This is a genomic window from Nocardia sp., from assembly GCF_025465275.1.
Taxonomy (GTDB): domain Bacteria; phylum Actinomycetota; class Actinomycetes; order Mycobacteriales; family Mycobacteriaceae; genus Nocardia.
On record NZ_JAODNK010000004.1, the window covers coordinates 1 to 18,715 of the forward strand.

Consider the following 18,715-nt stretch of genomic DNA (forward strand, 5'->3'; position numbering starts at 1 on the left):
ACACGGACGTCGTCGTCAAGGTGGCGCCGCCCAATGACGCCGAGATCGCCAAGCTTTCGAGCGGGCAGACACTGATCGGCTTCCTCGCACCGCGCAATGCCGACACCAAGATCGGCGCGCTGAAGGAGGCCGGGGTTCAAGCACGTGGATCAGGCCAAGTCGGTCATCGTGCTCAAGCGCTCGATGAACTCCGGCTTCGCCGGTATCGACAACCCGCTGTTCTACGCCGACACCACCTCCATGCTGTTCGGTGATGCCAAGAAGTCCGTCAGTGCGGTCACCGAGGAACTGAAACGCTCTAGGCACACCTCCATCACCCAACCTGCCCGCTGCCCGAATCGGTCAGCGGGCCGAATTGTCTCTAGGGCAATGTCAATAGCACAGCAAGAAGGTTCAATAGAACAGCAAGAAGGCGGGCCCTGGGTTGTCACCCAAGACCCGCCCGGTGGTGCAGCGAGTGTCGATCAGACGCCTCGCTGCGCCTTACTTACGGCGCTAGCGGCTTTGCTCCGCTCGCGCGCATCCGCCCAATCCTTCGGCGACATTGACGTCAGACCGGCGAAAGTTCCAGGGCCCGCCAGCATTTGACCGCCGTCCATGGCGATCGTCTGTCCGGTCAGGTAGTCACACGCATCCGACAATAGGAACGCGGTGAGGTTCGACAGCTCCTCGATCGTGCCCATCCGCCCCATCGGGATCTGGTCGGCCTGGGTTGCGCCGACAGAGCTCTTCTCACTGGGGTTCAACATCTCCCAGGCGTAATCTGTCGGAATAGGTCCGGAGGCAATGGCATTCAACCTGATGCCGTATCGCGCCCATTCCACCGCCAGCGACATGGTCATTGCGTGCACCGCCGCCTTCGCCATCGCCGACGGCACAACGAACGCCGATCCGGTCCACACCCAGGTGGTGAGGGTGGACAGCACCACGCCCCGCGTGCCGCCCTCGATCCATCGGCGACCGGCCGCATGCGTTGTATTGAACGAACCACCCATAACGGTGCCCGTCACGGCCTCGAAAGCCCTATGGCTCAATGATTCCGTCGGAGCGATGAAATTGGCAGCGGCGTTGTTCACCACACCGGTCAACGGACCGTGACCGGACCAGATCTCCCCTATCGCAGTGTCGACGAGGTCGGCCTGACGGACGTCCACTGCCTGCCAGTGCACTGAGCCGGGGCGAGACCTCGACGCCTCGAGCGCAGCATCCTCGAGCACTGCGGGCCGTCGGCCCCACAGATGCACCTCGGCGCCGAGTTCCACCAAATGACCAGCCAAGCCGCGGCCCAAACCGGGACCACCACCGGTGATCAGGATCCGTTTGCCCGCCAGAGCATCCGAGGAAAATGGGGAGGTAGCCATCATCAATTGCCCCGGTACGCCGAGAAATCGGGCTTGCGCTTCTCGTTGAAGGCGGTGATCCCCTCCTTGGCCTCCGCCGAGTCGCCGAACATCTTCAGGCTCGAGTAGGCCATCTGACCGATCGCCGCGAAGTGCTCGGAGTCGGTATTGAACGACTGCTTGAGCACCTTGAGCGCGGTCGGCGACAGTTGCAGGATCTCGTCTGCCCAGGCGCGCGCCTCGGCGCGCAACTGATCGGCGGCCACGACCTTGTTGACCAGACCCCAAGCCTCGGCCTGCTGGGCGCTGTACCTGCGGCACAGGAACCAGATCTCCCGCGCGCGCTTCTCGCCGATGACCCGCGCGAGGTATCCGGTACCGAAGCCTGCATCGAACGAGCCGACACGCGGACCGTTCTGCCCGAAGATCGAGGTGTCCGAGGCGATCGACAGATCGCAGAGCAGGTGCAGCACATGGCCACCGCCGATCGCGAAGCCGTTCACCGCGGCGATGACCGGCTTGGGTACATCGCGAATCACCCGGTGCAGCGCGTCGACCTCGAACAAGCCGCTGTCGGACGGACCGTAGTCGCCGGTCTCCATGCGCTGCTTCTGGTCACCGCCGGTGCAGAATGCCTTCTCCCCGGAGCCGGTGAGGACGATGACGCCGACCTCGTCGCTCGCCCATGCCTTTTTGAAGCTCTTGACCAACTCGTCCACTGTGCGGGCACGGAACGAGTTGTATCGCTCCTGCCGGTTGATGGTGATCCAGGCGAGTCCGTTCTCGACCTCGTATGTCACATCGGTGAAGTCACTCATTGACGGTACTGATCCTTCCTTGGGCAAGCACTCCAGCGATCCTCGTTGACCGCGAGCAGTAACCTCGAGCCGGTTTGGTCCGACCGTATGACAAATGTAGGTCAGTGAACGATCGTTTTCAAGAGTGCAGCGCAGATCGAATCGTCCCGCGAACATCCGTTGTAGCAGCAGGTTGAACCGCGCATCTGGAGCGATTCCGCCACTGGGCGGGACGATAACGATCGTTAACACGATGCTAGATTCTTCCAGTGGAAAGAGATCAGAGAATTCTCGAGGCAGCAGCCGAACTCTTCTACGAAAAAGGGTTCCACGGCACCAGCGTCGACCAACTCGGCGCTCGGGCAGGCCTCAGCGGGCCCGCCATCTACCGCCATTTCGCCGGGAAGGACGAGATCCTGGCCACGCTGTTCGACGAAGCCATGGACGAGTTGATCCGCGCAACCGAGGTCCGTGACGACGATCCGGATCAAGACTTCCAACGGCTGGTCCGGCATCATGTCGAGTTCGCGATCCGGAATCGCCACCTCGTCAACGTGACACAGCGCGAGGACCGTTCACTGGCCGATCCGTGGCGGCGGCGGGTGAACCGGCGTCGCCTCCGATACGTCGAAAGCTGGGAAGAGACCCTCCGGCGCTGCCTGCCGCAGGCGCAACCCTGGGAGATCTCCGTGGCCACGCAGACGTGCCTCGGGATGATCTTCTCCATCGCCTACTGGCCGGCCAAGACGAGCCGAACACCCGAGCTCGCCGATGCGATGGTTCGAAGTGCCTCCGACGTAGTCGACTCCTATCGGCGGCACTGACAGCAACGCCCGGTACTACTCAGCCAAGTCCAGTACTTCGTCGAATCCGGCACGAAGGCAAGCCCCGAACGCGGGCACGTCCGTGATCGCATCGGGATCGAGATTCACTCCGACACAACAGGTTCCCTCGTAAGACACCACGGTAACCATGGCTGCCACCCCGGGCCGCGGCCCGATCGGATAAATATGGGAAACCCTGGCACCGGCAACATAGAGCGTCCTGCCGATCCCACCCAGATTGGAGGCCTGTAGGTCTGATCCACCCGTCATTTCACTACTGAGTTCGGTCAGCACCATTCCCGGCAGTCGGCTCAGCACCGGAGCGAGCAGGTCGAGAAATCCGATCGCGGGCTCGGCGCGCGCTTGTGTGATGACCTCGCGGATCATCGCGATGCGTGCGCGCGGATCGGGTTCACCAACAGGACCGGCGAACCGGGCGCCAGCAAACTTATTGCCCCCCAGGGGATCACGATCAGTCCGCAAGCTGATGGGAATCGCCATCGGAATATGCTCGACAAAGGCGCCCGCGTGTTCGTGATAGCGGCGGAACGTGCCGAGAAGCGCAGCCAGGAACGCGTCGTTGACCGATCCCCCGGCGGCCTTGCCCGCCGCCCGGAGCGTGTCCAGTGGCACGTTGTGTGTCAGGAGCCGATAGCTGGTTCCGCCATCGCGCAGCACCGGTGAGCGCTGCGCGGGCGGCGGCGTCAGGACACGAAACAACGAGGTCCCGAAACGAACAGCACCGGTGGCGACGCCGATCGGATCGGCCATGGACCGGCCGATAACATCGGCTGAAAGTCGCACCAGATCTGCTGGGGCAGCGGCGATTTGGGCGACCAACCGATTGACGAGCAAGCCCGCTGATGTCTCGACACGGCGCGGCGCAGGATCCGGCTCACCGTCGAATTCCCTGGGATCGGCACTGTGTCCATGCGTGAGATCCAGCAGCTGCAGCATTCCGAGACCGTCACACAGGCTGTGGTGCAGCTTGAGCAGATAGGCCGCCCGGCCATCGGCCAGACCGCCGATAAGCAGTGCCTCCCAAGGTGGCCGGTTCGGATCCAGCGGCCGCCCGGCGAACGCGGCAGCGAGTCCGTACACCTCCTCGAGCGATCCCCCGCGTGGTGCGTGGACATGCTGCAGATGACAATCCAGGTCGAAATCCAGGTCAGGTGACCATGCGGGTGAGACCAGCGGCATCAAAGGCTCCACGATCCGCTCCCGCAGGCGCGGAATGCGCTGGGTCAGCCGTTTGTGCGCGAGAACCATTCGCTCCCAGTCTGGTTCGGAATCGAGCAATTCTACGACGACACCGGTCGACCGGGTGCGATGGTCACCTTCGGCCCGCCACATGAGCGCCTCCCAGGCACTCAAGTCCGGTGGTCCGCCCCACGATGAGAGGGCATCGTGCATAGTCGGCATAGAATCATCCGTTCGTTTGGTCGCATCTGCATTGTCAGTTCCGAGATCGTCGATATCGCGCCCCGGGGCGGCCTCGATCCCGAGCAGCCGACGGGCGGTAGCGCCGAAGTGTAGAAGGCGGTCTCGGCGAGATTGTTTTTCTTGTCGCCTTGTGCGGCAACGTATTCCGTGATCACCAACCGGTCCCGTGCATCTCGTGCCCGGGCGCGGTCTGCAGCAGCCCCCGGTAGGCTGCCGCGGCCGTCGCGCCGTGGTTGATCACCTGGTCGACCTCGACCGCGATCGGCATCTCGATGCCTTCCTTCTCGGCCATCCGCCGCACGACAGCCGCGGCCCGGACACCTTCGGCAACCTGGGACATGGTGGCAAGCACCTGGTCAATCGTCAGACCGCGACCGAGCGCCTCACCCACCTGGCGATTGCGACTGTGCGGGCTTATGCAGGTGACGATGAGATCGCCATTTCCTGCCAGTCCGCCGAAGGTCATAGGATCACCACCGAGCGCTTCGCCCAGCCTGCTCATCTCGCGCAGCGCACGCGTGATCACCATTGCCTTCGTATTGGCGCCCGCGCCCGCGCCGTCTCCCATGCCTGCGGCGATGGCGAAGACATTCTTCAATGCGCCGCAAAGCTCCACGCCCACAACATCGGTACTCGAGTAGACGCGGTACCTCGACGTGCCGAAAAGCTCGGCGAGTTGCGCGGCGGCTGTCGAGTCAGGCATCGCGATGGTGGCCGCCGCCGCATACCCCGCGAGGATTTCCCGGGCGATATTGGGACCGGCGAGCACGCCTGCCGGATGCCCAGGCAGCAGTTCACCGACGATTTCCGTCATCCGCAGATCGGTATCCTGCTCGAGCCCCTTGACCAAGCTGACAATCGGAACCCAAGGTCGAACAAACGGTGCGGCCGACTCGAGCGCCTGCCGGAATCCGTGGGAGGGAACCCCGACCACGATCACATCCGCCTCGGCGACCGCCTCTTCGAGCAAGGTCGTCGATCTCAGATTATGTGGCAGTGCAAGGTCTCCCACGTATCGACTGTTTCGAGATCGAGTGTTGACGTCGACACACACCTCGGCCGAACGCGCCCACAGCACCGTCGGCGCGCTGCGGGCAAGGATTGCAGCCACGGCCGTTCCCCACGAACCTGCCCCGAGGACCGCCACCCGCGGCTGCCTGCGTCTCATCGCAACGCCCCGATTACCCGATGCATGGCTGAACAATACCGCAATCGGTTGGACGTCAAATAGTAGGAAGGCAAAGTATTTTCGTGATACCGTTCACGCATAACGTGACCCCCATCGGCGCGGGCTCAACCAATTCCCTTGGCAGACAAGGAGTCACGGCATGAATTCAGTCGATGATGTGGTCGCGAGCATCAAATCCGGTCCATCCGGTCCCGCTGTTGCGGCGATCTTCGACTTCGACGGGACGCTGATTGAGGGCTATTCGGCCACTGCACTTTACGGCCATCGTGCCCGAAATTTCCAGATCGGACCCGATGAGCTGGTCCGGACAGTGATTGCGGGGCTGCGGGGCACACCGGACGAAGCCGGCTTCACCGACCTGATGGAGCGCGGCATTCGCGGGTGGGCCGGGCGAACCGAGGACGATCTACTCGAGCTCGGCGAGCAGCTCTTCGCCGGTGAGATCGGCGGTGCACTCTTCCACGACGCCTGGCGTCTGGTCCGCGCCCACCAGAATCGCGGACACACCGTTGTCATCGCTTCGTCGGCCACTCGCCTCCAAGTCGCGCCGATGGCAAGGGAATTGGGCATCGAGCACATCCTCTGCACGGAGTTGGAGAGCGCGGGGGGCATCATCACCGGCCGGATCGCCGGTCGCCCGCTCTGGGGTGGCGGGAAAGCCGCGGCGCTACGCGCGTTCACGGATCAGCACGGCATCGCGCTCGATGCCTGCTATGGCTATGCCAACGGAAACGAGGACATCCCGCTTCTGTCGAACGTCGGGCACCCCCATACCGTCAACCCACAGCCGAGTTTGGCTCGGCATGCGGACGAGAAGGGTTGGCCACAACTAACTTTCGCGACCGGACCGGGGATCCTCGACCCATTCCCGATCATTCGCACCGCGGCAATGTTCGGCAGCTTGTTCGCGACGGCCGGAGTCGGCGTGGTTGCCGGAGTGCTGACCTCCAACCGCCGTATCGGCGTCGATCTGGCAACGTCGCTCTTCGGTGACATCGCCGGGTGGTTGGGCAATATCAACGTCGTGGTGACCGGCGAAGATCGAGTGTGGTCGCAACGACCGGCGGTATTCTTCATCAACCACCAGAGCACACTGATCGACGCCTTGGTCACCGCCCGAATTCTCCGGCGCGGATACACGGTGGTCGCTAAGTCCGAAGTACGACAGATGCCGGTCATCGGTCAGATGTTCGATCTCGCTGATGTCGCGTTCTTGGATCGCTCGAGCACTTCAAAGGCCATCTCCGCCTTGCAATCGGCTACCGAAAAATTGCGCTCCGGAGTTTCGATCGCCATGGCGCCGGAAGGTACTCGATCGATGAGCCCGAAGATCGGCAAGTTCAAGAAGGGTGGATTCCACCTTGCCGTCGATGCCGGGGTGCCGATCGTGCCGATCGTGATTCGCAATGCCGGTGAGATCATGTGGCGCAATGCCAATACAGCGCGCGAAGGGATCATCGAAGTCGTTGTCCACGAACCCGTTCCGACGGCCGGATGGACACGCGCCGATATCGACAGATGGCTACCGCGAATGCGCCAGCTCTATATCGACACCCTCGACGACTGGCCTGGCACGCGGGCTGGAGACGAGTGGTCCAAGGCGATCGCCGACGCGCCGGGAGTGGGTGACTGACATGAACCCCGAACAGTTCGATACCGCGACAACACAATTGGCGCAGCAACTCGGGCGAGACGCCGCCTCCGTGCGAGCAGAAGCGAACGAGTATGTGGGGGAAATGGCCGCCCGGCACGATCCGGTCGTCTTTCGAGCCTGGAGTCGCTTCGCCGCGTGGTTGGTCCGCGGCTACGACATCATCACCGATCCGACGCAAATGGCCGAACTGCGAGAACTGGACGAGAAGAACACGCTGATCTTCCTGCTCTCACATCGGTCATACCTGGACGAGTTCGCGCTACCGCCCACACTCATTCGTGAGGGCATCTCACCTTGCTTCGGAATGGCGGGCGCCAATCTCGACTTCTTCCCGCTCGGTACGCTGGCGCGCCGCAATGGCATCGTCCATGTGCGTCGCGCCTCTGGCGATATGCCGGTTTATCGGCTCGCGCTGCGAGCGATCGTCGGCCGCATGGTCACCGGTGGGCACAATCTCGTCTGGTCGATCGAGGGCGGACGAACCCGGACCGGCAAACTCCGCCCGCCACGATACGGACTGCTGCGATACGTCACCGATGCGATCGAATCCGCGCAGGCAACAAACGCTCTCGTCATCCCGGTGTCGATCATGTACGACCAATTGCCGCTGCACGAGGTCGAACTGATGTCATCCGAATCCCGCGGTTCCAGCAAGCAACCCGAGAACCTGCGTTGGCTCATCGGATACGCACGCGGCCTGAAGAAACGTCTCGGCCGAATCTATCTCGACTTCGGCACCCCGATCCCGGTGCACGACCGGCTCCTGGCACTGCGCGCGGAGGGCATGGACGACCGGCAAGTGGTCGAACGCCTGGCGCTGGACATCTGCCACCGGATCAACCGGACAACACCTGTATCCGCCACCGCGGCAGTGTGTGTCGCAATGCTGGGCGCAGACCGCGGCCTCACCCTCGACGAAGTCTGCGCCACGGTGGCCCCCCTCGCAGGCTACCTCGCCGCGCGCGGCTGGCCGGTGGCCGGCGGCGCCGACCTGACCGACCGCGGCACCGTCGAGGAAACCCTCCACGCCCTCGTCGACTCCGGCGTCTTGACCTGCTACGACGGTGGTCCGATCGCCGTGTGGGTGGTCTGCGACAACCAGCACCTCGTCGCTGCGGTCTACCGGAACAGCGCGGTCCACGTACTCCTCGTGCGAGCCATCGCCGAACTCTCGCTGCTAGCCATTGTCCGAACACCCAACGGTGACAATCGGACTGGATGGAGCGAGGCACTGGCGCTCCGCGAACTGTTGAAGTTCGACTTCTTTTTCGCGGGACGCGCCGAGTTCGCCGGCGAACTGTGGGATGAAATCGCCATAATGGCCGGCGACAGCGAGCACCGGCTGACCGAGATACAAAAAGACGACGCCGAGACGTGGCTTGCCGACAGCACCCCATTGGTCGCACATCTGGTCCTACGCCCGTTCCTCGACGCGTACCGGATAGTCGCGCACGAATTGACCTGTGCGCCTGGCGGCGAAGGATTCGACGAAGACCAATTTCTCGACAGCTGCTTGCGTTTAGGCAAGCAATGGACACTGCAGCACAGAATCGCCAGCGAGGAGTCAGTAACCCAGGAGATGTTCGGTACAGCCCTGAAATTGGCACGGCATCGCGGCCTGCTATCGAATACCGCGGGCGATGCCGAAGTCACTGACCGGCGCCGTCAACTCGTTGCCGAACTCGACAAGGTCCTGCAGTCCATCGAAGTCCTTGCCGGGCGAGCGCATTAGCACTGCTACATCGGCACTTCAACCGGAGGAGGTTCAGCTCGCCGGGGTATATAATAGACGTTGCGTTCCAGCACGATGTTCGATTCCTGGAGCGGGACCCGTGGCACATGCGATTCAACGGCAACACCTGGCACAGCAACACCCGCCTGTACGAGAAGCGGACTGAGATGGGCGTCGGGCTGGCCGTCTACCAGAACGAGTTGTATTGCGCGGCACTCGGATCCGGCAACCAGTACCTGCGGTGGACCAGATACAACGGATCGAGTTGGAGTCCGTACATCCGCTTCAACTCCAATAACAACAGCGGTCACGGAACGGCACTGGTCCGCGACAGCAACAGCGATTAACTGCTGTGCCTGCACCGCGGCACCGGTTCCAACGGAGTGGGTCTCTCATTGGATCAGCCCGACCCGGCAGAACCCGCCGACACACCACCCGCGGAGTAACTCGCTCATAGTCTGACCCGTTGCGACCCGCACGCGGCTATGGGCGACCGAGTGCGGGCAACGTGCCAGGAACAGTGGCCAGTTCGGTCAGCGTGCCCAGCGGCATGAGTGTGTGCCGACATTCAGTCCAACGGTTCGATCCGGACACATGCGGCGCTGCCGTCCACATAGACCGCGCGGGTGCCCGCGGGCATCGGGTGACGATCTCGACACCGTCCCTGCACTCAGCGATGCTGTTGCCTGACACCACCTTCCGCCCCGTGTAGTTGCAACGAACCTGGCCCTCGCGCAGGTGATCGCTCACGATTCGTATTGTTCCGCACTGATCGCCTAAGCCGGCCGTATCCGTTTCCGGAGCAGGACTCGCACCTCGGCGCTCCGGTGCGATCCGCAGGCTGAGGTGACCGCCTGAACCCGCAAGCAGATGGGTGCACCCGGCACAGCGTGGATCAAACTTCCTTCAGAACACGATCGAGTGCCGCGCGGCCTAGTACTGCACCGACATTCAGGTGAGTGGGTGTCCGCGGCGGCGGTAGTGCGATAGGCGGGCTTGGTGTTGTCGGCGGCGTCGCCAGCGGGACCAGGCCCAGGTGTGGTCGGCGGGGTGGTGGCGGGTGAGCACGAACGCGATGAGCAGGCGGCGGATCTCCGGTAACGCGAGGGCGATCATGTCTTCGCCGGGGTCGGCGAGTCCCCCTTTGCGGCAACGCTTTTCGATGCGGCCAGCCAGGCCAGCGCGAGCATCGACAAGGTGATGTGCCCGCACCAGGCTCGCCAAGTGCGGACCTGGTAGTGATCGAGCCCAGCTTCGCTTTTGGCCTGCTGGAACGCTTCTTCCACGTGCCAGCGCGATCCTGCTATCCAGGCCAGATCCACCAGGCGGGCGGTGGCCGGGCCATTTGCACACTGCGGCAACGCGTTCGAATTCGCAGCGACGACGCGCCGGAAAGTCGTGCTCACGGTATGCTCTGCGGCCGGTCATCGGCTCGAAGATCCGTGATGGTCAGGTGGCCAACCGCCCGATCTTCACCGAATGGTGGTCGTCGGATCTGGTGTTGCTGGATCCGCTGCTGCCAGATATGTCCGGCATCCACAGGCCATCGGACTGGCCGCGGGAGGTCACTGGATGAGCCACCACACCAACGCGCTGGAGGCCACCTAGATCAAGGATCCAACGGCAGGAACCGCCGGGGTCTCGTCAATGCGTCGCCCCACCGCACGTCCGACTGTCGGGTGACGGGCCGTAGTCCGCTCGCAGCAGTCCCACGCCCGTCACCAAGGGCAAGTCGAGAGCCGAGAGGAGTCCGGGCGCGGCGCGGTGTACGGCGGGTATGGCGTTGACCATGCGGGTGGCTCCGGCGACGCGGGCGCCGAGGTCATGGTCATGGCGTTCGGCCATTTCCAACTCGCATCGCATCGTGGGTGAACCCTCGATCTCCACCCGGTAGGTGCCGCGACCACTGATTCCGGGGTAGCCGAAATCGTGTGGGGTGATGGATATTTGGGGCTGGGGCCAGTGCGGGGCCAGGTCGTCGTGCATTCTACTGACGTGGTCGACGACCAGCCTGGGGGCGCCACCGATGTAGGCGGTCAAGGTCGAGCGCATGGCGGCGATCGTCCCGGCCTCGACAGTTCCGGTCAGGGTGTCGAAAGCGAACTCCGTCGCGATGCGTTCGACCTGCTCGTCGATGTGATCGATCTCGGCGCCGAGACCGGCTGCGAGCTGATGCAATACCGGTCCCCAACCGAAGGTGAACACACCCGGCGTGGCCGCGAAGGCCTGGTACTCAGGCGGTTTGCCGAATCCGAGGATCTCGTAGACGGCCCCGACGTCCGGGTAGGTACCGTAGTTGAACATCTCGGTCACGCGGATCGATTCGATACTGCGCGAGAGTCCGGTCAGCACCAGCGGCAGGATGTCGTTGGCGAAGCCTGGATCGATACCGGTGTTGAAGAACGAGGTGCCACCGGCTGCGCAGGCCGCGGTGAGGTCGTCGGTGAGCGCCCCGGCTACGGCGGCCGGAAAGACCAGGGGCACAACCGAACACGACACCACATCCTTGCCGGCGCGCAATGCCGCCGCCATATCGGCGATCGCTTCGGCGGGGCGCAGGTTCGCGGCCGCCGAGTAGACGATGACGTCGGCGTCACCGGTCAGGATCGTCGCCGCGCCGCGGGTCGCGAGCACGCCGGTATCCGGGATGCCGCACAGCGCACCGGCATCCCGGCCCGCCTTGGCCTCGCTGTGCACGACCAGGCCCACCAGCTCCAGCTCGGGATGATCGATCACTGCTCGCAACGCGGGCAAGCCCATCGACCCGGGCCCCCATACCGCCACCTTGATCATCGCGCCTCCTAACGACACCGGTATGCCGCCCGCTCCGAGACAGAGTGATACAGATCGGCAGAAGTGTTAACTATTCAAGACTAACTGCCTTGTGTGTTTCAAGCTAGAATCGGTACCGAGGAGTTGTCAATACCGAATTGCCGCATCAGAGAGGTCGGGCGTGACACGAGACTGGCTGGCGCACCGCAGATCCGAGCTCGCGGCCGAGGCGATCCTCGACGCGGCCGCCGAACTGTTCACCCAGCACACCGTCGACTCCGTCGGAATGAACGACATCGCGCGGGCCGCCGGGTGCTCACGGCCCACGCTGTACCGATACTTCGAGAACCGGCACGCCCTGTTGCTGGCCTTCGTGCACCGCGAGACCCACCGCATCGCCGCGCTGATCGGGGAACGCACCGCGCGGGCGCCGGATCCACACGAGCGATTGACCATCGCGATCACCACCGCCGTCGAATCAGTACGCGCCACACCGACAGTGGCGGCATGGTTCGAACTCGGCGACGGCACATTGGCCGCCGAGCTCGCGCAAACCTCTTCCGTCATCAGCACTTTCGGCAAGGCCTTCCTCGCCGACAGCGCCGGCGACCGCCTGGATCTGAAGGTGCAGTGGGCAATCCGCGCCGTCATCTCACTGCTGACCGTGCCGGCCGGGACCCCCGAGATGGAGCGGGACCTCATTACGCAATTTCTCGTGCCCGCATTGCTGGCGCCCGCGGGCGCTCCGGCGGCAGGGTGCGACCGCTAGTATCGGATACTGATGGGCTGCGGACCGAGCCGCTCGTCGAAGTGACGTCGGAAAGGCGGACTCGGGCGCCGATTCCGGAACACGAGAGGAGCGGACGCGTGGCTGATGCCCGGACCGAACGCTGGGTCACCCATCGAGCGCAAGTCCGCAGGAGCCTCGTCGAATCGGCCATGCGCGCCATCGATGTCACCGGCCCCCAGGTCAGCATGCGCGAGATCGCCGCGGAGGCGAAGATCCCGAAGCCGACCCTCTACCGATTCTTTGCCGACAAGTCCGAGTTGGCCAACGCCATCGGTGATCGTGTGCGCGACACGCTCACCGAACGTATTGCGAACGGCCCCACCGAGACCGGCGCGACCCTGGGGACCTTCCTGCACTCGGGCATCGCCACCTATCTGGAATTGGCCGACGAGCACCCCAACATCTTCCGGTTCGTCATGCTCACCATGTCGGAATCCACCGAGTTCGCCAGCGAAGGCATCAACCGGGTCACGACCCCGGCCATGGACCTCGCGGCCGTGCTGCGCACCATTGTGAAGGCCCTCGGCGGCACCGACACCGATGTCGACCTCACCGCCTACATGCTGGTCGGCAGCATCATGAGCGCCGGCCACTGGTGGCTGATCCACGGCGGCGCCGACGGTGCCGACATGTCCCGCATCATCGACAAAGTCGAGCAGAACGCACGGGCACTGATCCAGACCACCGCGCACGCCAACGGTATTCACCTCGATTTCGACGCACCGATCGCGGGCTACTTCGCCGCCGCTCCGATCGCAGTGGCGAAATGACCCGACGACCGATGGCCTGAAACGACGTCGTCCCCGGAAGTATCGACTTCCGGGGACGACGTGCGCGCCTCCTTCCTTTTCACGGGTGTCCCTACCCGAACCGTTGTACCGGGCCGCGTTGCCCGACAGGATGTTTCGCCGCCCCGGCGAGGTTCTCAGCCGATGCTGAACGGCTCGCCCCACAGGGTCACGTAGCCGACCGTCGTGGGCGTGTGAACCATGACCCGCACGAACGAGCGGGCCTGGGCGTAACCGCCGCACCCATCGACCGCGAAGGTTTCGTCCTTCCAGTTGATGCTGGAATGGGTTCCGACCACTTTGTTTCGCGAACTGTGGGACTCGTTGCCGTAATCGTCCGGCGATTCCAGATCCAGGATGTAGAGGGACTTGGCCTGTCCGGCCGCGACCGTCACGCCGGCCGAGGCACCGGCCGTACCCGACACCGTCGGCGAACTGGCGCTCAGATTGCTGGCGGAGACGCCTGCACTATCCCCCGAGGTGACACCCTTCAGGTCTACCTGGCATCCGACCACGTAACCGGGCTGCAGCTTGGTATAGGTCGATGGATCGTCGGCGCCGCCTCCGGACAGGTCCACCTCGCCGTGGCCGCTGGTCCAGACATTGCGGTGTAGCGGAGTGTCGCCCAGCGACGGATTGATCTTGGCGGACTCTCCGGTCAGGGTGACATGCACAGCAGTGCCGTCCTCCAACGTCTGGGTGATATCGCCGCCCGGCAGCGGCACGAAGGTGTCCGCATTCGCCGGTGCGGCCGCCAATACCCCGAGTGTGACGCAAGCGATAACGCCGATTCCGGCGATGCTCGTACGAGCACTGTTCATGATGATTCCTCGAAATTTCTTACGCCGCGATGAATGGAGAATGAATGAGAATCAACCGATACTGAAAGGTTGACCGTACAGAGTCGTCTTGGAGTAATCCGCACCGACGATCTCCACCACGGCGAATTGACGCGCCTGCGCATAGCCGCCGCACCCCTGAATCGAGATCTCCTGATCGTCGTAATCAAGGTGATAGACACCACTGTCCGGAATATCGATCTGGTCGAATCGAACCCATTTCACCTCGCCCGGCGAGAGCGACAGCGGCAGCGACGCCGACGCCGAAATACTCGGAGCCGAGCTCAGTGACGCGGACACCCCCGGGGACGAGCTTCCCAGCGCGACCTGGCAGCCCACCTCGTATCCGACCGTCAACGCCGAAACGCCGTGCGTCGAAGAGTCGTTGGTGCCAGGGCTGTTCTGCGGGCCGTTGTTCGGGCCGACGCTCCGATGCGGGGCCACCACATCCGCGGTGACCCGGCCGGAAACCCATGCATTGCGGCCGGCCCCGTTGCTCGCCAGCGAGGGCGACACCACCACATGCTCACCGACGCTGTCGATCGTCGCACCCTGACCCTCCGAGTGGCCGTTCGGCAATGACGCGAAGGCGTCCGCATTCGCCGCACCGGGAGCAGCGAATCCCGCCAGCGCCACTGCGGCAATCGCGGCACCGGCGGCCCGATACATCCGAATCCGGCCAACACTCCTGACAATCCTCATCGCGTGTCCTCACTGAATTTCATTGAGACGTTCGGCGGCAGCCGAGACGAATAACAGGTGTGCCGAGCCTGATATAACGTATTTATTACGCCCGGCACAGAACAATAGGTTAAGTGACGCCTATGAAATACCTGACCGCAGTCTCAATGAATGAGTCACTATTATTGTGAAGCGAGCCACAAGATAGCGACGAGCTACTTCGGCTCAATAATCGACGGGACGCCGGCGCGGCGCGCTGGTAATACCGCGGGCCGCTGTCAGCAATACCCGGGCGGCGACCAATTTGCGTTCCTCATCGCTCGGGAAGAGTGCCGCGAGCGCGGCCACGACGGTGCCTTCGGCATTACGGACCGGGACGGCGACGCTGCAGGTTTCCTCCCGGGTGTCACCGCGGCGCCATGCGAAACCCCGTTTCCGGACCTCCGCCACCGACCGGCGCAGTTGATTCGACTCGGCCACAGTCTTCGGGCCGAAAGGAGACGACCGCTCGGCCAGCACACGTTCCTGGAGTTCCCGCGGCCCGAATGCGAGCAGCACGAGTCCGGCCGACGACACCGGCAGTGGCGCGCGACCGCCGACGCGGGTGGCATCGGTCACCGCCCCGAGAGCGGACAACCGTTCCAGCCAGATCACATCGTCCCTGTCGCGAATACCGAGCTGGACTTGGTGACCGATCACCGAGTGCGCGCTCCTCATGTACGGCAGCGACACCTCCCGCAGGCTCTGCGCCACCGATGCCCGCAGCCCCAATTCCCATACGCGAACACCGATCCGCAACCGGCGGTCGGCCTCACGGGTGAGTAACCCGTGCTCGACCAGTTCGGCTATCAACCGAGAGGCCGTCGCCCGATGGAGGCCGCTCCGGGCCGCTATCTGGGATACCTGCAGGATCGGCTCCTCGGGCGTGAAAGTCTCGAGGATTCGTACCGCACGCGACAGCACCGACTCACCGGTTGCCGTTCGGCCCATGGCGCGCACCGCCTTTCGCTCCAGCCCCAGCAGGGCCTGACCGGCTCACGCCATACCAGCGATCCAGTTATGCATCCAGCTGATCGCGGTCTGGCCGCCGCCCACCTGGTAGGCGCCATAGGATTCGTGGGTCCCGGTCGCGTAGAACGTGGCCAGCTGCCGAGCACGCTCATTGCTCGAGTCGTTGCCGAACTGCGACTGCACGGCCGCGATTCCGCCGTGCGCTTCTACGTCGGCGATGGTCGACGCGGCCTCGAGCTCATAACGCGACGCTTGGGCCGGATCGCCGTCCAACTGGGCGAGGTAGCCGGCGAACCGCATGACATAGTCCTGATCGTCGGCGGAGCAATACAGGTCCCCTTGCGCGCAGATGGTGCGGACCCGGTCGCTGACATAGCCGAAGCCACCCACCCGGGGCCCCTTCGCGCCGGTCCCGCCGACAGGCGGCCCTACCTGGATATCGCTGGGCGAGCGGCTCGGGTCGGAGATCAGGCCGACACCGGCGATCCGATCCGGCGCCACGACACCCTGCCCGGTAGCAATCTCGGAAGCGAGATCACCCGCGGCATCCGCACCCTGGCTGTAGCCGAGGAGTGCGATGCGGGTCCCGCCGCAGCGCTGCGCCATCGCGCCGACCATGGCACGCGCGTTCTCCACCGCCTGCTTCTGCGACGCACCGTAAATGTCGCCCTCCCAGGGCAGAGCGGTGGCCGGGTAGTCGACGTAGGCGACCTCCGCCGAGCCGGGCAGGCCGTCAGTGACACCGGTCAGCATGCCCGGCCCGTCCGCGTGCTTGTCCTTACCCGTCTCCCACGTTCCGGGAATCGCCACCACATACAGCGCGGGGCAGCCCGGGTCCGCGGCCGCGCTCCCGCTCCCGCTCCCCAGCGCAACGCCGGACAAGCCCGACAACGCCGTCACGGCCGCTACCGCAATCAACTTCTTCACCGACATCGCGCTCCAGTTCAACTCCGCGTAGAGATGGTCAGACCAACTCCACCCACGATAATTGTACAGTTGTCCATTTTCTAGGCTTAGTGACGACCGCAACCACACCCGGCATCGATACGATGCGGATGTGACCGAAACACCTGCGCGAACCAGAGGACCGGGACGGCCGCTCCGCGGTCGATCCCCGGCCTCCGAGGACACCGTGCTGGCCGGGGCTCTGCACGCATTCGCGGCGTATGGATACGCCGGGGTCTCCCTGCGCACCCTCGCGCGCGAACTCGGCGTCAGCCACAACCTGCTGCACCAGCGCTACGGTTCGAAGGCCGGCATGTGGTTCGCCTGCGTCGACTGGGGATTCGGCGGGCTGGTCGAACGACTGGACGACATCGTCACGGCCGATGGCTCCGACAGGGACCGGCTGCACGCGTTCCTGTTCACCTTCGCACTGTTCTCAGCCCGGAATCCCGACCTGCACCGCCTCGTCAATATCGAATCGTCGGCCCCCAGCGATCGACTGAACTATCTGTGCGACAACTACGCTCGCCCCACCGCGGACAGAATCCTCCCGCTCTACACGCGTGCGGTAGAGCGCAACGAACTGCGCGCCGTTCCGATCGAGAGCCTCTACTACCTCATCACGTCCGGGGTAGGCGCGATGTACAGCGGTAACGCCCTCACCGACCGGCTCTTCGGTTCTGCCCGGCTGCAACCCGACCGCCTCGAGGAACACGCCCACGCGGTCGCCGACCTCCTGATAGACGGGCTTCGACCGACGCCGCACACCTGACACAGCCCACTCACTTCACCAGTAGGAAGGCATTGACCCCGCCGACGTCGGTGATCCGCCAGCCCGCATCCTTATCGATCGTGATGTCGTAGGTCACCGCGGTGGATGAGACATTCACAAACACCTCGACCTTGAAGATTCCGCCGTTCACCGAGACGACCTGCGCCGCAAGCGGGGAAATGGCGGAAGCCCTCTCGAAGCGGATGATGGCGGCACCGACCGCGTAGTGCGTCGCCACCTGCTCGGCGTGGGTCACATCGGCCGCGCGGGCGGCGCGCTGAGCAAGGTCCTGACGCGCGGTCCAGAGCAATTCGGCGCTCACCGTCGCCACCACGAACATGATGGTGGCGACGGAGAGCGCGACAATAGTGGATCGGGGCATCGGGGCCGGGGTAACAGGGCGGGTGGAGCCGATGTCCGATCCCCCGGTGGTGCCGATATCGGGTCGCGACCCGTCCGGCTCACCGGTTTTCATCTACTTCACCGGCAGCGCGGAGTTGACGCCGCCGACATCGGTGATCTGCCATGACGCGGACTTGTCGAGGGTGATGTTGTAGGTCACCGTCGTCTGTGCGCCCTGCGGATTCTGCGCATTGGTCGAGGACACATTGACGAAGACATCCACCTTGTAGATCGCACCGTTCACCGACGAGACCCTGGCCGCGATCGGGGACGCGGTGGAGGTCCACTTCAGCGGCGTGAGAATCTCCTCGAGTTTCGGCCCGGTGATATCGAACTTATTGGCCAGCTGCGGACTGGTGCCGGCCTTGAGCTGCCCGATCCAGCTGTTCAGATCGTCGAATCTGATCGTCGCGGCACCAACGGCATACTTCGTGGCGACCTGTTCGGCGTGGCTGTCGTCGGCAGTGCGGACGTCCCTGTGCGACAGGTCATCTCGTGCCGACCACAGGAATCCACCCAGCACCCCCGCAGCGACCACCATGACGACCGCAACCGCGCTCGCCACGAGGGTGGACATCGGCATCGAGATCGAGATGCCCCGGCGGGCGGGCTCGGCCTTCCCCTTCTTCCTGCCCGAGCTCACGCTCTTACCCGAATCGGATTCGATTGCGGGCCTTACGGATTCTTCGGATTCGCCGACTGCGGCTTCGGGCTCGATATCGGTTTTCATCGTTTC

Annotated in this window: 19 protein-coding genes and 3 pseudogenes; 9 read left to right on the forward strand and 13 right to left on the reverse strand. The window is 64.1% G+C overall.

Features of this window, described 5'->3' with window-relative positions; genetic code table 11:
• Positions 1 to 191 (forward strand): annotated as a pseudogene (locus JWN03_RS01115) (NAD(P)(+) transhydrogenase (Re/Si-specific) subunit alpha); the annotation flags it as partial.
• Positions 142 to 294 (forward strand): annotated as a pseudogene (locus tag JWN03_RS01120) (NAD(P)(+) transhydrogenase (Re/Si-specific) subunit beta); the annotation flags it as partial. The pseudogenes JWN03_RS01115 and JWN03_RS01120, both read left to right, overlap by 50 nt.
• A 170-nt stretch (positions 295 to 464) precedes the next feature.
• Here the strand turns inward: JWN03_RS01120 and JWN03_RS01125 are convergent.
• The gene (locus JWN03_RS01125; RefSeq protein WP_297608295.1) at positions 465 to 1,361 is read right to left on the reverse strand and encodes an SDR family oxidoreductase; all 897 of its coding nucleotides are present in this window, start codon (positions 1,359 to 1,361) and stop codon (positions 465 to 467) included.
• A 2-nt stretch (positions 1,362 to 1,363) separates the two neighbouring features.
• Positions 1,364 to 2,158 (reverse strand): enoyl-CoA hydratase-related protein, encoded by a 795-nt coding sequence (locus tag JWN03_RS01130; protein WP_297608298.1) that lies wholly within the window; start codon positions 2,156 to 2,158, stop codon positions 1,364 to 1,366.
• Positions 2,159 to 2,406: 248 nt separating this feature from the next.
• On the opposite strand from JWN03_RS01130, the gene JWN03_RS01135 reads away from it, so the two are divergent.
• Complete coding sequence (locus JWN03_RS01135; RefSeq protein ID WP_297608301.1) at positions 2,407 to 2,961, forward strand: TetR/AcrR family transcriptional regulator; 555 nt, start codon at positions 2,407 to 2,409, stop codon at positions 2,959 to 2,961.
• Positions 2,962 to 2,976: 15 nt separating this feature from the next.
• Here JWN03_RS01135 and JWN03_RS01140 read toward each other — a convergent pair whose 3' ends face one another.
• Together JWN03_RS01140 and JWN03_RS01145 are read right to left on the reverse strand one after the other, a co-directional pair.
• The gene (locus JWN03_RS01140) at positions 2,977 to 4,383 is read right to left on the reverse strand and encodes a wax ester/triacylglycerol synthase domain-containing protein (protein WP_366914355.1); all 1,407 of its coding nucleotides are present in this window, start codon (positions 4,381 to 4,383) and stop codon (positions 2,977 to 2,979) included.
• A gap of 172 nt (positions 4,384 to 4,555) precedes the next feature.
• The gene (locus tag JWN03_RS01145; RefSeq protein WP_297608303.1) at positions 4,556 to 5,572 is read right to left on the reverse strand and encodes an NAD(P)H-dependent glycerol-3-phosphate dehydrogenase; all 1,017 of its coding nucleotides are present in this window, start codon (positions 5,570 to 5,572) and stop codon (positions 4,556 to 4,558) included.
• Between the two features lie 160 nt (positions 5,573 to 5,732).
• Between JWN03_RS01145 and JWN03_RS01150 the strand changes: the two genes are divergently transcribed.
• The 3 genes from JWN03_RS01150 (at position 5,733) to JWN03_RS01160 (ending at position 9,326) form a co-directional block, all read left to right on the forward strand.
• The gene (locus JWN03_RS01150) at positions 5,733 to 7,226 is read left to right on the forward strand and encodes an HAD-IB family hydrolase (protein ID WP_297608306.1); all 1,494 of its coding nucleotides are present in this window, start codon (positions 5,733 to 5,735) and stop codon (positions 7,224 to 7,226) included.
• Position 7,227: 1 nt separating this feature from the next.
• The gene (locus JWN03_RS01155) at positions 7,228 to 8,979 is read left to right on the forward strand and encodes a 1-acyl-sn-glycerol-3-phosphate acyltransferase (protein ID WP_297608309.1); all 1,752 of its coding nucleotides are present in this window, start codon (positions 7,228 to 7,230) and stop codon (positions 8,977 to 8,979) included.
• A gap of 107 nt (positions 8,980 to 9,086) precedes the next feature.
• Positions 9,087 to 9,326 carry a hypothetical protein gene (locus JWN03_RS01160; protein ID WP_297608312.1) on the forward strand — a complete coding sequence of 80 codons (240 nt, stop codon included), beginning with the start codon at positions 9,087 to 9,089 and terminating at the stop codon, positions 9,324 to 9,326.
• A gap of 604 nt (positions 9,327 to 9,930) precedes the next feature.
• On the opposite strand, the gene JWN03_RS01165 is transcribed toward JWN03_RS01160, so the two are convergent.
• The 3 genes and pseudogenes from JWN03_RS01165 to JWN03_RS01175 all read right to left on the reverse strand — a co-directional run bounded on the left by JWN03_RS01165 (position 9,931) and on the right by JWN03_RS01175 (position 11,772).
• Complete coding sequence (locus tag JWN03_RS01165; protein WP_297608315.1) at positions 9,931 to 10,095, reverse strand: hypothetical protein; 165 nt, start codon at positions 10,093 to 10,095, stop codon at positions 9,931 to 9,933.
• Positions 10,092 to 10,331: pseudogene (locus JWN03_RS01170) on the reverse strand (IS701 family transposase); the annotation flags it as partial. The gene JWN03_RS01165 and the pseudogene JWN03_RS01170, both read right to left, overlap by 4 nt.
• Before the next feature lie 292 nt (positions 10,332 to 10,623).
• Positions 10,624 to 11,772: an NAD(P)H-dependent amine dehydrogenase family protein gene (locus JWN03_RS01175; RefSeq protein WP_297608318.1), complete on the reverse strand. Its 1,149-nt coding sequence runs from the start codon at positions 11,770 to 11,772 to the stop codon at positions 10,624 to 10,626.
• A gap of 160 nt (positions 11,773 to 11,932) precedes the next feature.
• Here JWN03_RS01175 and JWN03_RS01180 point away from each other — a divergent pair, with 160 nt between their 5' ends.
• Entirely contained in the window at positions 11,933 to 12,520 is a 588-nt protein-coding gene (locus JWN03_RS01180; RefSeq protein ID WP_297608320.1) for a TetR/AcrR family transcriptional regulator, read from the forward strand.
• 98 nt (positions 12,521 to 12,618) lie between these two features.
• Positions 12,619 to 13,311, forward strand: a complete 693-nt coding sequence (locus tag JWN03_RS01185; RefSeq protein ID WP_297608322.1) for a TetR/AcrR family transcriptional regulator — start codon at positions 12,619 to 12,621, stop codon at positions 13,309 to 13,311.
• 155 nt (positions 13,312 to 13,466) lie between these two features.
• Here JWN03_RS01185 and JWN03_RS01190 read toward each other — a convergent pair whose 3' ends face one another.
• The 4 genes from JWN03_RS01190 to JWN03_RS01205 form a co-directional block, all read right to left on the reverse strand.
• Positions 13,467 to 14,150, reverse strand: coding sequence for an MspA family porin (locus JWN03_RS01190; RefSeq protein WP_297608325.1), 684 nt, complete (start codon positions 14,148 to 14,150; stop codon positions 13,467 to 13,469).
• A 51-nt stretch (positions 14,151 to 14,201) separates the two neighbouring features.
• A complete protein-coding gene (locus JWN03_RS01195; RefSeq protein ID WP_297608328.1) occupies positions 14,202 to 14,870 on the reverse strand; it encodes an MspA family porin in 669 nt (222 codons plus the stop codon).
• 204 nt (positions 14,871 to 15,074) lie between these two features.
• The gene (locus tag JWN03_RS01200) at positions 15,075 to 15,839 is read right to left on the reverse strand and encodes an IclR family transcriptional regulator (protein ID WP_297608330.1); all 765 of its coding nucleotides are present in this window, start codon (positions 15,837 to 15,839) and stop codon (positions 15,075 to 15,077) included.
• Between the two features lie 45 nt (positions 15,840 to 15,884).
• The gene (locus tag JWN03_RS01205) at positions 15,885 to 16,793 is read right to left on the reverse strand and encodes a cutinase family protein (RefSeq protein ID WP_297608333.1); all 909 of its coding nucleotides are present in this window, start codon (positions 16,791 to 16,793) and stop codon (positions 15,885 to 15,887) included.
• 124 nt (positions 16,794 to 16,917) lie between these two features.
• Here JWN03_RS01205 and JWN03_RS01210 point away from each other — a divergent pair, with 124 nt between their 5' ends.
• Entirely contained in the window at positions 16,918 to 17,577 is a 660-nt protein-coding gene (locus JWN03_RS01210) for a TetR/AcrR family transcriptional regulator (protein WP_297608335.1), read from the forward strand.
• Positions 17,578 to 17,587: 10 nt separating this feature from the next.
• Here the strand turns inward: JWN03_RS01210 and JWN03_RS01215 are convergent, their stop codons facing one another.
• Together JWN03_RS01215 and JWN03_RS01220 are read right to left on the reverse strand one after the other, a co-directional pair.
• Positions 17,588 to 18,052, reverse strand: coding sequence for a hypothetical protein (locus JWN03_RS01215; RefSeq protein WP_297608338.1), 465 nt, complete (start codon positions 18,050 to 18,052; stop codon positions 17,588 to 17,590).
• Positions 18,053 to 18,709, reverse strand: a complete 657-nt coding sequence (locus JWN03_RS01220; protein WP_297608341.1) for a hypothetical protein — start codon at positions 18,707 to 18,709, stop codon at positions 18,053 to 18,055.
• Positions 18,710 to 18,715: the final 6 nt, after the last annotated feature.

Coding starts and splice junctions, on each gene's coding strand:
- JWN03_RS01125 (WP_297608295.1), bottom strand. CDS start 1,361: ATGGCTACCTCCCCATTTTCCTCGGATGCTCTGGCGGGCAAACGGATC.
- JWN03_RS01130 (WP_297608298.1), bottom strand. CDS start 2,158: ATGAGTGACTTCACCGATGTGACATACGAGGTCGAGAACGGACTCGCC.
- JWN03_RS01140 (WP_366914355.1), bottom strand. CDS start 4,383: ATGCCGACTATGCACGATGCCCTCTCATCGTGGGGCGGACCACCGGAC.
- JWN03_RS01145 (WP_297608303.1), bottom strand. CDS start 5,572: ATGAGACGCAGGCAGCCGCGGGTGGCGGTCCTCGGGGCAGGTTCGTGG.
- JWN03_RS01150 (WP_297608306.1), top strand. CDS start 5,733: ATGAATTCAGTCGATGATGTGGTCGCGAGCATCAAATCCGGTCCATCC.
- JWN03_RS01155 (WP_297608309.1), top strand. CDS start 7,228: ATGAACCCCGAACAGTTCGATACCGCGACAACACAATTGGCGCAGCAA.
- JWN03_RS01160 (WP_297608312.1), top strand. CDS start 9,087: ATGCGATTCAACGGCAACACCTGGCACAGCAACACCCGCCTGTACGAG.
- JWN03_RS01165 (WP_297608315.1), bottom strand. CDS start 10,095: ATGATCGCCCTCGCGTTACCGGAGATCCGCCGCCTGCTCATCGCGTTC.
- JWN03_RS01175 (WP_297608318.1), bottom strand. CDS start 11,772: ATGATCAAGGTGGCGGTATGGGGGCCCGGGTCGATGGGCTTGCCCGCG.
- JWN03_RS01190 (WP_297608325.1), bottom strand. CDS start 14,150: ATGAACAGTGCTCGTACGAGCATCGCCGGAATCGGCGTTATCGCTTGC.
- JWN03_RS01195 (WP_297608328.1), bottom strand. CDS start 14,870: ATGAGGATTGTCAGGAGTGTTGGCCGGATTCGGATGTATCGGGCCGCC.
- JWN03_RS01200 (WP_297608330.1), bottom strand. CDS start 15,839: ATGGGCCGAACGGCAACCGGTGAGTCGGTGCTGTCGCGTGCGGTACGA.
- JWN03_RS01205 (WP_297608333.1), bottom strand. CDS start 16,793: ATGTCGGTGAAGAAGTTGATTGCGGTAGCGGCCGTGACGGCGTTGTCG.
- JWN03_RS01215 (WP_297608338.1), bottom strand. CDS start 18,052: ATGAAAACCGGTGAGCCGGACGGGTCGCGACCCGATATCGGCACCACC.
- JWN03_RS01220 (WP_297608341.1), bottom strand. CDS start 18,709: ATGAAAACCGATATCGAGCCCGAAGCCGCAGTCGGCGAATCCGAAGAA.